At 67.5% G+C, this 16,035-nt stretch carries 9 protein-coding genes; 6 read left to right on the top strand and 3 right to left on the bottom strand.

Annotated elements, in window-relative coordinates; genetic code table 11:
* Positions 1-28 precede the first annotated feature (28 nt).
* The 4 genes from AB0H61_RS06335 (at position 29) to AB0H61_RS06350 (ending at position 11,026) form a co-directional block, all read left to right on the top strand.
* A complete protein-coding gene (locus tag AB0H61_RS06335; protein WP_357300055.1) occupies positions 29-5,053 on the top strand; it encodes an amino acid adenylation domain-containing protein in 5,025 nt (1,674 codons plus the stop codon).
* A 47-nt stretch (positions 5,054-5,100) separates the two neighbouring features.
* Positions 5,101-6,201, top strand: coding sequence for an MAB_1171c family putative transporter (locus AB0H61_RS06340; RefSeq protein ID WP_357300058.1), 1,101 nt, complete (start codon positions 5,101-5,103; stop codon positions 6,199-6,201).
* Positions 6,202-6,250: 49 nt separating this feature from the next.
* The gene (locus AB0H61_RS06345) at positions 6,251-7,345 is read left to right on the top strand and encodes an MAB_1171c family putative transporter (protein WP_357300060.1); all 1,095 of its coding nucleotides are present in this window, start codon (positions 6,251-6,253) and stop codon (positions 7,343-7,345) included.
* Between the two features lie 180 nt (positions 7,346-7,525).
* Complete coding sequence (locus AB0H61_RS06350; protein ID WP_357300062.1) at positions 7,526-11,026, top strand: amino acid adenylation domain-containing protein; 3,501 nt, start codon at positions 7,526-7,528, stop codon at positions 11,024-11,026.
* A 166-nt stretch (positions 11,027-11,192) separates the two neighbouring features.
* Here the strand turns inward: AB0H61_RS06350 and AB0H61_RS06355 are convergent, their stop codons facing one another.
* Both AB0H61_RS06355 and AB0H61_RS06360 read right to left on the bottom strand, forming a co-directional pair.
* The gene (locus tag AB0H61_RS06355; protein WP_357300064.1) at positions 11,193-12,572 is read right to left on the bottom strand and encodes a SagB family peptide dehydrogenase; all 1,380 of its coding nucleotides are present in this window, start codon (positions 12,570-12,572) and stop codon (positions 11,193-11,195) included.
* 44 nt (positions 12,573-12,616) lie between these two features.
* Positions 12,617-13,597: an ABC transporter substrate-binding protein gene (locus AB0H61_RS06360; protein WP_357300065.1), complete on the bottom strand. Its 981-nt coding sequence runs from the start codon at positions 13,595-13,597 to the stop codon at positions 12,617-12,619.
* Positions 13,598-13,711: 114 nt separating this feature from the next.
* Here AB0H61_RS06360 and AB0H61_RS06365 point away from each other — a divergent pair, with 114 nt between their 5' ends.
* Together AB0H61_RS06365 and AB0H61_RS06370 are read left to right on the top strand one after the other, a co-directional pair.
* Positions 13,712-13,975 carry a hypothetical protein gene (locus AB0H61_RS06365; protein ID WP_357300603.1) on the top strand — a complete coding sequence of 88 codons (264 nt, stop codon included), beginning with the start codon at positions 13,712-13,714 and terminating at the stop codon, positions 13,973-13,975.
* Positions 13,976-14,030: 55 nt separating this feature from the next.
* On the top strand, positions 14,031-15,134 hold the full coding sequence (locus AB0H61_RS06370; protein WP_357300068.1) for a DUF6545 domain-containing protein: 1,104 nt from the start codon (positions 14,031-14,033) through the stop codon (positions 15,132-15,134).
* Here AB0H61_RS06370 and AB0H61_RS06375 read toward each other — a convergent pair.
* On the bottom strand, positions 15,086-16,030 hold the full coding sequence (locus AB0H61_RS06375; RefSeq protein WP_357300069.1) for an ABC transporter substrate-binding protein: 945 nt from the start codon (positions 16,028-16,030) through the stop codon (positions 15,086-15,088). The two genes, AB0H61_RS06370 and AB0H61_RS06375, sit on opposite strands and share 49 nt — an antisense overlap.
* Between the last annotated feature and the right edge of the window lie 5 nt (positions 16,031-16,035).

Genomic DNA, 16,035 nt, shown 5'->3' on the forward strand with positions numbered 1-16,035 from the left:
CCCGCCGCCCATACGTAAGGACAACACCATGTCGAACGATATTCTCGAGCGTCGTCGCCAACTCATGCAGCAGCGACTGCGGGAGAGCAATCTCAGCGCGTCCACGCCCGTGCAGGCCGCCCGCCGCTCGGGTGAACCCGCCGCACTCTCTTCGGCGCAGCGGCGCCTGTGGTTCGTCCAGACGCTCGATCCCGCCGACACCACGTTGAATATCTGTGTCGCCTACCGGCTCGACGGCGTACTGGACGCGGACCAACTGCGCAGCGCCTGCGCGACGGTGTTGGCTCGGCACGAGACGCTGCGCAGCACCTATCACGTCGGCGCCGACGGCGAGCCATATCAGCTCGCCCATGACAATGCCGAATTGGTGTGGCAGCAACACGATCTCACCGATCTGCCCGCGGAGAGCCGAGCCCGGCGGCTCGAGGTTCTCGCACGGCGCGAGTTCGCCAGGCCGTTCGACCTCGGCGTCGATCTGCCGCTACGAATCACCCTGGTGCGCAATAGTGCCGACGAGCATGTGCTGATCCTGGTGATTCACCACATCGCCTGGGACGACGAATCCTGGGCGGTGTTCTTCGGCGAGGTCAACGCGGCATACCGCGGCAACGCCGTGCTGCCGCCACTGCGTGCTCAATACGTGGATGTCGCGGTGGGCGCGGACGATAGCGGCGAGGCCGATCTCGAGTTCTGGCGTTCGGCGCTGACTCCGCTGCCGGACCGGCTCGAACTGCCTGGTCGCGGCTCGTCGGCGAATCCGTCCGCGCAGGCGGACCGGTGCACACGAACTCTTTCCGCAGAGCTGATGGAACGGGCGGCCGCGCACGGTCGTTCGCACTCTGCGAGTCCGTTCATGGTGCTGCTCGCGGCCTTTCAGACACTGATCCATCGATACACCGCCGCCACCGACTTTCTGGTGTCGGTGCCGGTTACCAACCGCGGTGGCCACGGCGCGGAGGCCCTCATCGGCTACTTCGGCAACGCACTGCTGATCCGGGCCACACCGGAGTCGTCCGACAGCTTTGCCGCACTACTCGATTCGACGCGGGACGCGTGCGTCGGCGCCTTCGCCCACCAGGGTGTGGGCGTCGATACCGTGGTTCGCGAGGCGAGCCCCGAGCGGGTCGCGGGCACCGACGGCATGGCGCGGCTGGTGCAGTTGAGTTTCAGCATGCGCGGTGATGCGAACGGGTTCGACCTGCCGGGAATCGAATCCAGCGAACTGCCGCTCGGTACCGCGGTCGCCCAGGAGCCGCTCGGCCTGCTGGTGGTCTCGGACGGCGCCGGCGCACGGATCGAGGCAACGTATCTGGTCGACGAACTGGACGCTCCCCTCGTCGAACAACTGCTCGATCAGTACTTGCGGTTGCTGGACAGCGCCCTGGATGAGCCGGATCGTCCGCTGCGCGAGCTCGACATGCTCGGCGCAACCGGCCGGGCGGGCATCCTGGCCGCGTCGCACGGCGTCCTGGTGCCGGAGTCACCGACCACCGTGGTCGAGCTGGTTCAGCACCGTGTCCGGGAACTGCCCGACCACATCGCCATCGCCTCCGACGAGCTGGAGCTCAGCTACGCGGAGTTGAACGGACGCGCGAACCGGTTGGCGCACTGGCTGATCCGGCATGGTATCGGCGCCGAGGACATCGTTGCGCTGCGGCTGGCGACCTCGATGGAATTCGTGGTCGCGGCGCTGGCGGTGTTGAAGTCGGGCGCGGCCTACCTGCCCATCGATCCCGCCTACCCGCCGGACCGCATCGAATATCTGCTCTCCGATGCCGGCCCCGGACTCGTGCTGGATCCGGGCGCCCTGGCGGTGGCGGAGGCCGAAGCCGCACTGTTGCCGGAGGTCGATCCGACGGATGCGGACCGCTCGGCGGCGCTGTTGCCGGGCAATACCGCCTATGTGATCTACACATCCGGATCCACCGGAAGACCCAAGGGAGTCCCGGTTCCACACGAGGCGATCGCCGAACACCTCACGGGTTTCGCGGCCGAATGGACCATCACCCCGCAGGACCGGGTGCTGCAATCCACCTCGGTCAGTTTCGATGCATCGCTGCTGGACATCTTCGTGACGCTGGTGGTCGGCGCCCGCGTGGTGATACCGAAACCCAACGCGTACCGGGATATTCCGTATGTGTCGGAGCTGATCACACGGCATCAGGTGACCGTGCTGCATATGGTTCCCTCGATGCTGGCGACCTTCCTGCTACTGCCGGAGGCCAACGACTGGCGGATGCTGCGCCACGTACCCGTCGGCGGTGAAGCGCTGCCCGGCGAGGTCGCCGATCGGTTCACCGCACAATTCGACGCCACACTGCGCAATCATTACGGCCCGACCGAGGCGGTGGTGTCCTCGACGCATATGCCGGTGGAGGGGCCGCAGGGCACCGGGATCGTGCCGATCGGTGTGCCGAACCGCAATGTCTACCTGTATGTGCTCGACCACGCATTGCAGCTGGTACCGACGGGTGTGGTCGGCGAGATCTATCTCGGTGGCCGCCAGCTCGCTCGCGGCTATCTGGGGCGGCCCGGCTTGACGGCGGAACGTTTCGTCGCAGACCCGTTCCGTCCGGGTGAGCGGCTGTACCGAACCGGAGATCTGGTGCGGCGCAACATGAACGGGGAGATAGAATTCGTCGGCCGGGCCGATGAGCAAGTCAAGGTGCGTGGTTTCCGCATCGAACTCGGCGAGGTGGAGGCGGCGATCACCGACCACCCGAGCGTGGCGCACAGCGTCGTCGTGGTCGCCGAACACGCGTCGCTCGGCCCGATCCTGGCCGCATATCTCGTCCCCGCGCCAGGGGTCGAGCTCGACGTGCAGCAGGTGCGTGCCCAGCTGCGGACCGCGCTACCCGAACATATGGTGCCCGTGGCATTCTCGGTGATCGATGAGGTGCCGCTGACCGCGCACGGTAAACTCGACCGGCGCGCGCTGCCCGAACCGATTGTCTCAGTGGCGGACAGATACCGGGAACCTCAGTCGCCCACCGAGATTCGGCTGGCCGCGCTGTACGCCCGGCTTTTCGGCGCGGACCGGGTCGGTGCCGACGATTCATTCTTCGAGCTCGGCGGCCACTCGCTGCTCGCGGCGCGCTTGGTCACGCTGATCCGTGCGGAATTCTGCATCGAGATCGATGTCCGCGCGCCGTTCGACACCCCGACCGTGGCCGGACTCGCCGCGCACCTGGCCACCCGTTTCCGCGACGAATCCGGCGTCGATCTCGACGCCGCGAATTCCGCGCCGGTCGCCGACGGGGCGGCTTCCCGACCAGACCTGACGAAAAGCACACGGCCCGAACGTATTCCGCTCTCCTATACACAGCGCGCCTTCTGGTTCCGGCGGCGGGTCGAGGGACCGAGAGAAGGGGAGAACTTCCGGTTCGCCCTGCGTTTCGACGGACCGCTCGATACCGAAATCCTCGGTGCCGCGGTCGGTGACGTGGTAGCCAGGCACGAGGCCCTGCGCACCACCTTTCCCGAATACGACGCGGTGCCCTACCAGCGGGTGAGCGAGCCGGGCCCGGTGGACGTGCCGGTAACCATGCTCGATTCGGCCGTATTGGACGCGGCACTGGCTGATGAAGCGGCCGAGGTCTTCGACCTGGCCGAGGGGCCGCTGATCAGGCTGCGGTTGTTCGTGATCGACTCGGATTCGCATGTGCTCTCCGTTGTCATACATCACATCGTCACCGACCGGGAGTCCTGCCAGATCTTCGTGGACGACCTCACCGCGGCCTACCGGGCCCGCGCGGTCGGCGCGGTGGGCGGGCTGCCGGAGCCCGGCATCCAGTTCGCGGATTTCGCACTGTGGCAACGGGAGATCTTCGACCATGCGCCGGGCGGTGCGCTCGGCGCCTACGGCCGGGCGCAACTGGACTACTGGCGCGATGCGCTGGCCGGGCTCCCCGACGAGGTCGCGATCGCACACGATCGACCGCGCCCGGCGGTGCTCGGCCGCCAGGGCACCAGCATCAACCGGGTGATTCCGGTGGCGACCTGGAATGCCTTGAAGGGATGGGCGGAACTTGCCGGCGCCACCGAATTCATGCTCTGCCAAGCCGCCAGTTCTGTGCTGTTGCACGTCCTCGGCGCGGGTGACGATCCGGCGCTCGGCACCACCGTCGGCAATCGGATCGGAGCCGGAACCGAGGATCTCATCGGCGTCTTCGCCGATATGGCGGTGCTACGCACCGACCTGTCCGGCGATCCGACCGTTCGCCTCGTGCTGGACCGGGTTCGCGAATCCGCGCTCGGCGCGATCAGCCACCAGGATGTGCCGCTGGAGTGCATCATCGCCGATCTCGGGTCGACTCGTGCCCACGCCGCGGGCCCGCTGTTCCAGGTGATGATGCATTTCGGTCAGCGACTGCGGCCCGTCGATTTCACCGAGTCCGGCGCGACAACGGTGACCGGATACTTCCCGGAGCACGACATCGCGTACATGGATATCCACCTGGACTACACGGTGGAGGCCAATGGCGAGTTGACGATTCGCGTCGTGGTCAACAATGACCTGTACGACCCGGCGACGGGTGGGGTTTTCGCCGACGTGCTGACGCGGGTGATGACGGCATTCGCCGCCGAGCCGGACCGGCCGCTGAGTGGTCTCGACGTCCTGCCTCCGGAGTGGGACACCGGCCGAACCGTGGTCCGCCGCATCGTGCCTGCTGCCCCGAGCTCCGTCGAGTCGGCCTGCGGCTCGCCCGCGACCGCCACCGAACGACGCCTCGCGGCAATCCTCGAAGATCTGCTGGAGATCACCGACGTGGCCCGCGACGACAACTTCTTCGCCCTCGGCGGTGACAGCATCATCGCGATCCAGTGGGCGACGCGTGCCGCCGAGGCCGAACTGCCGCTGACGCCCCAGCAGATCTTCGAATGCGCCACCCTCGCGGAACTGGCCGCCGCCGTCGATACCGCGGCCGCACAGTCGCAGGCCGCCGCGGCCGACCAGCCTGTCGAGAGCCACACCTACGCGCCGATGTCGACCTCGGGCCTCGATGCCGATGCCCTCGGCATGTTGCGTCAATCGTGGTCCGCTCAAACATGATCCGGCGGCACTAGGGTCTGAGTCGTGGTTGTGGAAGGGAACACCCGATGATGGCGCCGGTGCCCGGCTGGGCGGTTGTCGCGGTGCTGACTTTCGTCATCGCGATCGTGGTGGGGCGCTGGCTGCTGGTCCACGATTCGCTTGCCGACCGTTTGGTCGACCGCGCGCTGTCATGGATGGTGCTGGCCGTGCTGATCGAGGAGATCGGGGCGCGCACCGCATTCGCCGAGCTGACGTACCGGCTCTTCCTGGCATCGGGTGTTTTCGCGGTGGTCGATGTTCTCATCCTCGCCGCGCTCTTTGCCGGAGCCGATCCGGAGACCGTGCGGGGCTGGCAGTTCCGCTGCGTGATCGCGGCGGCATTCGGCGCCGCGGTGGTGTTCGTCATCGGGCGACCGTCCGACCCGGCGGTGCCGGGCTACGAATGGAAGATGTTGATCGTGTGGGCGGTATTCAACGTGCCGTCCGCGGTGTCGGGGACCCTGACGGTGCGGGCCTGCGTGCGGGAACTACGTATCGGCGGTGGCACAGTGCGCCAGCGGCTGGTGATTCTCGCCCTGCTGATCTCCGCCGGAACCTGGGTTTATGCCGCGGTTTTCGACGGTGCGCGGGTGCTGGCCGGGTATCCGTCGATCAGTCCGGCCGCGTACTGGAGCGTGGGATCGTGCCTGGGCTTCGTCGGGATTGTGGCTCTCACCGCCGTTCCGATGCTGAAGGTTTTCATCGCGCGCCGGGGTTGGGACAGTGAGAGCCGTAAGATTCGCCGGCTACGGCCGCTGTGGCGGGATCTGACCGCGGTTGTACCCGGGGTGGTGCTGACCGACCACGTCGAAAACGGTCGCGAGCCCGCGTCCCAGCTGTACCGCATGCTGGTCGAGATCCGGGACGCGCTGGTGCACCTGCGGGCCTATGTGCCCCGGCAGGAGTTCGGTGGCTGGCCCTCCGCGCTGCTTATCGCACGTGCCGCCCAATCCAAATCGAATGGTGGCCTGCCGCCGGTGGTCGGGTCGGCCGACCGGCCGGAACCTATCTCCGGTGATCTGGAAACCGAACTCGAGCAGTTGCTGGAACTCGCCAAGGAATGGCAGGAAGCCTGGGCGTTCGACCGGCCTCCGGTGATCGCGCCGGGGGCCGGGGAGGCGTGGTGACATAGAATCGCTGGCACCGATCGGTCCGAATGCTGCGTGGAGGGCGGAGATGAGCACCCCTGCGCCGACCTGGCTCGCGGCGTTGGATGTCGTTGCGGTGTGCGGGGTTACGGCGGCACGCTGGTGGCTGGTCGACGACACCGTGGCCCATCGGCTGATCAACCGGGCGTTGATGTGGTTGAGCCTGGGCGTGACTGCCGCGCAGTTCGGATTCTGGTTCGGCGCGACCGAGATCTGCTACCAGATCTTCCTGGCCCTGTGCCCGCCCGCGATGGCGAACGTATACGGCCTGGCACAGCTGCTCATCGGTGCCGACCCGGAGACCGCGAGCCTGCGTCAGCGGCGTTACGACATCGCCGCGCTGCTCGCGGGTGCGGCGATATTGCTGATCGGGCAGCCCATGGACCACACCGGATCGGAATTCTGGTGGCGGGCCGCGATCTACTGGTTGATCTTCAATGTGCCGGCGCTGGTGGCGGGTGCACTGCTGGCTCGGGCCTGTGTGCGGGAGTTGCGGCTCGGCGCCGGGCCGCGGGAACTGTTCGCCTACGGCGGGTTGGTGACGCTGGCCGTGGGTTGGTACTTCTCGGCGGTCCTCGGCCTGTCACAGATCCGTGCGCAGATCGCGCCAGGTGGTCCGCCCGTGCAATGGGGCGTGCTGTCCTGCGCCTTCGGCATTCTGGTCGCGGTCGTCACGGCGGTGCCGCTGGTGAACTTGCTGCTGGCACGGATCGGCTGGGACCGCACCGGACGGGATTTGCGACGATTGCACTCCCTGTGGGTCGATCTCACCGACGCGGTGCCCGAGATAGCCATGCCTGCGGTGACCGACCATTCCGACGATCCACCCGCCCGGCTGTATCGCATGGCCGTCGAGATCCGCGACGCGCTGTTGCATCTGCACCGGTACGTGCCACCCGAGCAGACGGCCGAGACCTCGAGCGTCGCGCGCTACGCGCATGTGCTGGCGGGCGCGGCACACCGCAAGACCACCGGCGCGCCGCCGACCGGAAGTACACCCGCCGACCGGATCCGGCCCGTCGGCCGCGATCTGTCCGCCGATCTCGGCCACCTGCTGGAACTTTCGCGGGAGTGGCCGCGGGCGCGCGCGATGGTCGTGGGCGCCGATCAGGGCCGCCGATGAATACACCCGTATCCGCCCCGGGCCAGGTCGCGGCTGCCGGCGCCGGTGCGATCGCCGGGTCCGTAGGTCGGGAATAGGGTTCCCTTATGTAGGTTAGGCAACCCTATTCTAATGCGCTAGGCTACCCCCGGAACAGTCTCGATCCGCCGGATGCGGCGGCAGACAAGGAGTGGCAGCGGAATGGAGTCGGCACAGCGGCAGGCGGACGGTGCGGCGGGGATCGGCAAGGAGGAGATCCGTGCCGCGGTGGCGGGTCAGATCGGGCTCGCGGCAGGCGATATCGCCGACTACGACGACCTCATCCAATTGGGGCTGGACTCCATCCGGACCATGAAGTTGGCGGGCGGCTGGCGTAAGCGCGGAAGCGATATCAACTTCGCGCAACTCGCGGCCAGTCCGACGGTCGCGGCCTGGCACGGTCTGCTCGGTGCGGACGAAACGAGGGCGCAGACGGCTCCCCAGGAGCCGATCGCCACCCCGGCGGGTGCCGATGCGGACACCCCGTTCCCATTGGCCGCGATGCAGCACGCGTACTGGATCGGCCGCTCCGGCGAGCAGGAACTCGGTGGTGTCGCGGCGCACCTCTACGTCGAATTCGACGGCGGCCGTATCGATCCCGTGCGGTTGGAACGCGCGGTGACCGAACTGGTAACTGCGCACCCGATGCTGCGCACGCGATTTCTGCCGGACGGTACCCAACAGACCATGCCCGCGCCGGGCCGTCCCGTATTCTCCGTCATCGACCTGCGTGCGCACACCCCCGAGGCTGCCGAGGTGGCGCTGAACGAATTGCGCGACAGCAAGACCCACCAACGCTTGGCCATCGAAGACGGCCAGGTCATCGACATAACGCTCACCCTCCGCGACGAGGAAAACACCCGGCTGCACCTCGATGTCGACATGCTCGCGGGCGACGCGATGAGCTACCGGGTACTGATTTCCGACCTCGCCGAGCTGTACCACGGTGCGACACTGCCGGTTCTGGGCTACAGCTACCGGCAGTACCGCACCGAACGCCACGAGGACACCGCCGCCCGTGAGCGCGATCGTCAGTGGTGGCAGGACCGACTGCCCGAATTGCCCGGCGCCCCGGAACTTCCCACCGTTCCTGTCGGTGAGCGCACCACCCAGCACCGCACGGTCCGTTACGATCACTGGCTCGCGCCCAAGCCGAAGCAGCGGCTGCTGGCCGCCGCGCACGAGCGCGGCGTCACCCCCGCCATGGCGTTGGCGGCGGTATTCGCCGAAACCATCGGTGGTTGGTCGGCGCAGAGCCGGTTCCTGCTGAATGTGCCGCTGTTCCACCGCGAACCGGTGCATACGGATATCGACCGGGTGATCGGCGATTTCACCTCCTCGATCATGCTCGAGGTCGATGTCACCGAGAACACGTCGGTGACCGAACGAGCTCGCGCGCTCCAGCGCAGCATCCACGAAAGCGGTATGCACTCCGCCTATTCCGGGCTCGAGGTGTTGCGCGATCTCGGAAGGCATCGTGGCGAGCCGGTGCTGGCCCCGATCGTCTACACCAGTGCGTTGAATCTGGGTGAACTGTTCGCCGACAAGGTCACCGAAACCTTCGGTGAACCGGTGTGGATCATCTCCCAGGGTCCGCAGGTGCTGTTGGACGCGCAGGTCACCGAGGTGCGCGACGGGCTGCTGCTGAACTGGGATGTGCGCGCCGACGCCTTCCCCGAGGGCATGGTCGAGGCCATGTTCGCCCGGTACACCGCCGCGATCGGCCGACTCGGTGACGGCGAGGCGGGCTGGAACGCGGAGGCCGCGGTGCGGCTGCCGATCGCGCAGGCCGAGATCAGGGCGGCGGTCAACGCCACCGACGGACCGGTCAGCGGGCGCTGCCTGCACCAGGGTTTCTTCGAGCACGCCGTCGCGAATCCCGACGCGCCCGCGGTGGTTTGGGGGCTCGGTGGGCAGGGCGGAGAGTGGCGCTACGGAGATCTGGCGGCCCGCGCGCTCGCCGTCGCCGGCGCACTGCACGCGGAGGGCGTTCGGCCGGGTGAGGCGGTGGCCGTGCAGCTGCCGAAGGGCCCGGATCAGATCCTGGCGGTACTCGGTGTGCTCGCGGCGGGCGCGACCTACGTGCCGATCGCGTTCGACCAGCCGGTCGGCCGGCGCGCCGAAATCCTGCGCACCGGCGATATTGTCGCGGCGGTCACCGTTCCTGGCGCCGATATGAGTGCGCCGATTCCGTGCCTGTCGATCGACGCGGCCCGCGTCTATTCGCGACCGCTGGTGGCGCCGGTCTACCCGGATACCGCCGAAATCGCCTATGTCCTCTTCACTTCCGGCTCGACCGGCGTACCCAAGGGCGTCGAGATCCCGCACCGCGCCGCCATGAACACCATCGACGCACTCAATGCGTGGTTCGACATCGGCGCCGCCGATCGGTCGCTGGCGCTGTCCGCGTTGGAATTCGACCTGTCCGTCTACGACATCTTCGGCCTGTTCTCCGTCGGCGGTGCGGTTGTCGTACTCGATTCCGAGCAGCGTGCGGACGCGCCCACCTGGGTGGAATTGCTATGCCACCACCAGGTTTCGATGATCAACTGCGTGCCGAGCATGCTGGATATGATCCTGGAGCTCGGTGGCGATCAGCTGGGCGACTCGCTGCGCGCGGTGATCCTCGGCGGCGACTGGGTGGGTGCGGATCTCGCGCGCCGACTGGCAGCACAGGTACCGGGCTGCCGATTCGCCGGATTGGGCGGCGCGACCGAGACATCCATTCACTGCACCATCTGCGAGGTTGTCGGCGAACCGCCCGCGCACTGGGCGACGGTGCCGTTCGGTATTCCGCTGCGCAATGTCCGCTGCCGGGTTGTCGCGCCCTCGGGCCGGGACTGCCCGGACTGGGTACCCGGTGAATTCTGGGTCGGCGGCGTGAATGTGGCGGCGGGCTACCGCAATGATCCCGAGCGTACGGCCGAGCGGTTCGTCGAACACGAGGGCATCCGCTGGTACAAGACCGGCGATATGGCCAGGTACTGGCCGGACGGCACCATCGAATTCCTGGGCCGCGCCGACCATCAGGTGCAGATCCGAGGCTACCGGGTCGAATTGGGTGAGGTGGAGACCGCGCTGCGCACCGTGCCCGGTGTCCGGCACGCCGTGGCGGCGGTCGTCGGTGCGGGCGCACCCAAATTGGTCGCGGCCGTCGCGGGCGAACCGAGCGAAATCGGCGATATCACCGCGGCGATATCGGATCTGTTGCCGAGCTACATGATTCCGACCCGGATCGAATTCCTCGCGCAGATGCCGTTGACCGCCAACGCGAAGCTGGATCGGCGTGCCGTGGTCGGCCTGCTCGAACCCACCATCACCGACGCGGGCGACGACGCACCGCGTGATGACGTCGAGGCCGCGCTGGTCGATATCGTCGCCGGTGTGCTCGTCGCCGATACCGTCGGCATTCACGACGATTTCTTCGGTCTCGGCGGCGATTCGGTGCTGGCCACCGCCACCATCGCCCGCGTGCGCGAATGGCTCGACGTCGATCACGCCCTGGTCGCCGATATCTTCGCGGCCCGGACGGTCGCGGGACTCGCCACCCGTCTGGTGAGCCGGGAGGCCGAGCGCGGTCAGCCGGATCGGCTCGCCGCGGTCGCGCGGATGTACCTGGAGATCGCGGCCATGACCGACGAGGAGATCCTCGCCCAGGCATGACCCGATGTTCCGGCGGCTCGGCATGGCCGCCGGGACTCGGGGCGTGATCGTGATCAAACGACGACCGCGACAGTGGCCCACACTCTGCCTCGGTCCGATCCCGGCGGGATCGGACCGAGGCAGCGCTGATATGACGCCGACGCCGAGCGGGCGGTCGGCGTCGGACTCATTGCGGCGCGGGTGAACCGATGATCATGCTGCCTACGCTGCACTCCTCGAGTTCGTCGACATCGGTGGCCGCCGCGAACGCCGCGGTATCGCCGAAATCTTGGGCGCATGCGCCCAACCCCATTGCGGTGGCGGCCAGATAGATGGTCTGCATCAGAATGCCGACATGCTTGAGGATATTTGCGTAGGCGACCTGTTCGTAGGCCCACATCACCCGGCCGCAGCGGGCTGCCAGCACCAGGAGCACCTGCGGTTCGGATCCCTCGACCAGGGTTGCCGAGGGTGATTTCAGCAGCTTGGTCACGGTGGGCGAATCCGAGGCGGCCACGGGCCGCAACACGTGGTCGAACGAGTCGTAGTGGTACATCCCCGGTGCGAGTCCGGCGACATGACGCACCACCGGGTAGAGCTCGAGCTCGTAGACGCTGCCGCCCGAGGGGTAGGGCCGCGATACCAACTCCTCGCCCTCGCCCGCGGGGTGCGTGCCGCGGGTCCTGGCCGTGCGGTACAGCAATTCGGCCAGCTGGTCCACCGTGATCGGTCGTGCGTCGTCGAAGGCACGGGTCGAAACCCGGTCCTCCAGAACGGCCGTCAGTGTCGGGTCGTCGCTTCGCTTGGCCGCCAGATCGGGAACGGTCAGGGTGACCGGTTCACCCGGATACCTCGTCTTGCGCGCATCCGGTTGCGGGAACTGGCCTTTCGCCCACTTGGTGGAACCGAAATGCTTCTGGGTGACGGTGCGTTCACCCAGTGTGCTGCGACGGTGAAACCAGAGATCGGGCGTGCTCCAACTGCGCGTGGTGAATTCGCGGTCCTCCGCGTCCGCGTCCGGCACCAGGAATCCGCACCAGTGCAAATCCTCGGCGAACTGGGATTTCACGGCGATCGGGAGATTGGCGTCGGCCGCGCCGAGTCCGTCGAGCAGCGCGAGCAGCCGCGGATCGTGGATGCGAAGATCGCACCACGCCCGCGGATGCTCGAGTACGAATCCCTCCGAGTCCCGATGCAGCACGGCGAATTTCGACAGCGTGGCGGACCACGGTAGCGAGGTCGCCGGGCGCGGTGCCGGTTGTCCGAACGGACGGATGGTGTAGAGATCGCGCCCACTATTGCGCACCGTGACCGACAGCAACCCGCCATCGGCGAGCCGGTCCATCAGCGCGGCCACATCGTCTCCGCCTGCTACCGCGGCCATTTCGGAGACCGTCGCGGGTCCCCGATTCAGCGTCTTCAGCGCCTGCAATTGCCCCGCGGTAAGATCGGTCAGCTGCTGATTGTGCGGCGGATTCAGCTGCACCGTGCCGACCGGCGTGGTCGAACAGGTGACACCGTCACGTAGCGCGAATCTGGTCTGGTCGGGATAATTGACGGCGGACAAACCGCTAACCTCCGCTGGTCGAACCGATCTGACTGGCGCGCTGCCTATTTCGCCGCAGCGGCGAAGGCAGGCTCGAGCTTTTCCAGGATGTAGGGCACCGACAGCGCCGTCGGCTGGTTCACGGCACTGATCTCCTGGGTGGTGAGGAAGACAACCGAGCCCTTCTTCACCGCGGGCAGGTCGGCATAGCCCGGCAGCTGCCGGTACTTCTCGTCCAGGCCGGGGGAGTAGCCGGCCAGCAGCACGTCGGCGGTGAGCTCGTCGACGCGCTCGGGGGAGAGCGCAAGGCGGCCCTGGTTCGCGGGCAAATCGGTGAGGTTCTTCGGGATGGTCAGGCCCAGCTGGGTGAAGACCTTGGCGGAGCCGTCATTCGGGTCGGTCAGCACCATCAGCTGCGACGAGCTCGCCAGCCAGGTGCTGGCGAAGGTCTTGCCCTTCAGCCCCGGGTTGGCCGCGTTGATCGCGGCGATCTTCTCGTCCACCTTCGCGATTACCTTGCTCGCCTCGTCCGGCTTGTGCAGCACCTTGCCGAGCGTGGTGACCTGGTCCTGCCACGCGGTGACGGCCGCAGTGGTGAGACCGGGCAGGGTCGGCGCCACCCGGGACAGCTCGTCGTAGGTCTTCTGGTCGGCGATGAACGGGTCGACCAGGATGAGATCCGGTTCCAGCCCGGCGACCTGCTCGGCCAGATTGCCGGACGGCCTGAGCGCTTTCGCGGATTCCAGCGACTTCGGCTCCCACGGCGGCGTGCTCTTGGATGTCACTGAGACATTGTCGACGTAGCCGACCGGCGTCACGCCGAGCGCGAGAGCGGTATCCAGCCACTGGTTGCCCAGGGTGACAACCTTCGTCGGGGTGCCCTCGATGGTGGTCTCGCCACGCGCGTGAGTGACGGTGACCGCCGCGCCGCCGGTGCTCGCGTCGTCGCTCGACGATCCGCAGGCGGTGACGCCCAAAGCAAGGGCGCCGGCCAGCACGGCCGTCGCTGCCCGCGTCCAACCGCGGGACGCTCGAACAGACTTCATCGTTCAACCCTCCTGGAAGCTAGTCAGCCAAGGCTAACCTATCTTGCCTGCTATCTCGAAGGGTGGGGCGCAAGATCTGAAGGGCGGTACTCCTGCTCGATCAATTCGTCGATCGTGCTGATCTCGCTGCCCGCCATCTTCAGATGCATCGGCCCGAACCGGCCTCGACTCGGCAATGTCGGCGACCCGCTGTGGATACTGATGGGATACCTCTTGGCTACCGCGGTACTGGTGGTCATGCTCGGGCGGCTCGGCGACATTCTTCGGGCGGGTGCGCACTTCCTGGCCGCCCTCACCGGCGAACTTCGCTCGAACCTGCTCTCCGAGTACGGCTTTCCCCTCTCTGTCCATAAGGTCGAGCTCCTGCGCGCCGTGTGAGGCGCGTCTCCGCGGGGTTGGTCGCGCGGCGAGCGGAGTTCTACTGTGCAAGGTGATGAACACCGCCCCGCCCGCGTTCTCGGTCACCATTGTCGTGGTGGTCGTCGTGATCACTGCCGGTCGCTGGCTGCTCGTCCGCGAGACCGCCACCGACCTGCTGATCAACCGGGCGTTGGGCTGGGATGTCCTCGGCGTGTGCGTATTCGCCACGGCGGTGGCGCACGGTAATGCCGAACTGGGACAGCGCCTGTTCCTGGCAATCGGAGCGATGGCGATATCCAACGCCTGCGGTTTCGTCCGGCTGCTGGACGGGGCGAGTGTCCGAACCTTCGCCGCCCGGCAGCGCCGATACGACGGCACCGCAGCGGTTTTCGTGACAATCACGGTAGCCTGCACGGTCGCCGAGGCGGCGGGCGCGGACCTACAGTCGGTGCTGGACTGGGAGGGAATCCTGTCGGCGGTATTGGGTATCTGTATCGCCGGTATCGGGCTGGGGCTGGCGCGCACCTGTGTGCGGGAACTGAAACTCTCCGGACAGCCGCTGCGGGAGCGGCTGACGTTTTCGGCGCTCCTCGTTTTCGCACTGTACGATCTGATCTCCGCGTCGAGCAGTGTGATTCGCGGCGCCACGGGGGCGCCACCGCGGGATGCCGGACCGGTGTGGGCCATTGCGTCATTCATCGCGTTCGCGCTGCTCGGAATTCTGCTGGCGATTCCGCTGGCGCAGGCCCTGCTCGCGCGGGCCGGACTGGATCGGGCCGGCCGCGATTGCCGACGCCTGTGGCCACTGTGGCGAGATCTGACCGCGGCGGTTCCGGAAGTCGTGCTGCATCCGCACGATCGCGGATCCGCCTCGCGGCTCTACCGCATGACCGTGGAGATCCAGGACGCGCTGCTGCACCTGAGGCAATTCGCACCGGCGGTCGCGCACCGGGCCGGAGCGGGCGCCGATGAGTACGGACTACGGATCGCCTACGCCGCCCGGCTCGAGCGGTGCGGCATCGATCGCACCGCCCACCCCGATCGCGCGACGGAATTGCGGGCCCTGCTGGAGTTGGCTCGACGCTGGGACCGCCCGGAGCCGCGCGCCCGACGCGTCGGCCCGAACCGCTACCTGGCCGCGCCGGTCAGTGCGGGCGTCAGCTTGTCCAGCAGGTAGCGGGCCGAGAGTACGGTGGGCTGCTCGACGGCGGCGATCTCGTCGGTGGTCAGGAATGCGACCGCGTCTTTGCGGGCTGCCGGGAGATCGGCGTAACCCGGTAGTAGGCGGTACTTTTCGTCGAGGCCGGGGGAGTGCCCGGCGAGTAGCAGGTCAGCGGTGAGATCGCCGAGTCGATCCGGGGCTAGCACCAGGTTGCCCTCGGTGTCGGAGCGGGCCGCGAGGCCATCCGGAATGCGCAGACCGAGGCGGGTGAAGAGTTCGCTCGCGGCGACGCTCGGCCGGGTAAGAACGAACAACTGCGCATCACTGGCCAGCCAGGTGGCGGCGTAGGTCTTTCCGGTCAGGCCCGGATTCGCCCGGACCGTGTCGGTGAGCCGGGTGTCGAAATCGGCGATGATCCGATCCGCCTCATCGGTCTTGCGCAGCAGCTTGCCGAGCACCGTCATCTGGGCGCGCCACCCGGCATCCGCGGCGCGGGGCACCGTCGGGGCCACCGCGGCCAGATCGTCATAGGTCTTGCGGTCGGTCGGCAGCCGATCCAGCAGAATCAGATCCGGATGTAGCGCCGCGATCTGCGGCGCCAGATCGGCCGTCGCCTCCAGTGGTTTCGCGGCGGCGAGAGAGTTCGGTGTCCATGGTGGTGGGTCGCCGGGCAACGAACCGAGCCGCCCGATCGGCGTCACCCCGAGCGCCAGCGAGGCATCGACCCACTGATCACCCAGCGCCACAATATTCTTCGGCGTCCCGGTGACCGTGGTGGCGCCGAAGACATGGGTGACCGTGACGGGTCCACCGTCGGATCGTGAGTCCCGGGTCGGGTTCGTGCACCCGGCCGATCCGAGCGCCAGCACAACGGCGAGCACCGTGATCATCGCCGCACGAAGAGACCGCACCGCCA

This window comes from Nocardia sp. NPDC050710 (genome assembly GCF_040654375.1).
GTDB lineage: Bacteria > Actinomycetota > Actinomycetes > Mycobacteriales > Mycobacteriaceae > Nocardia.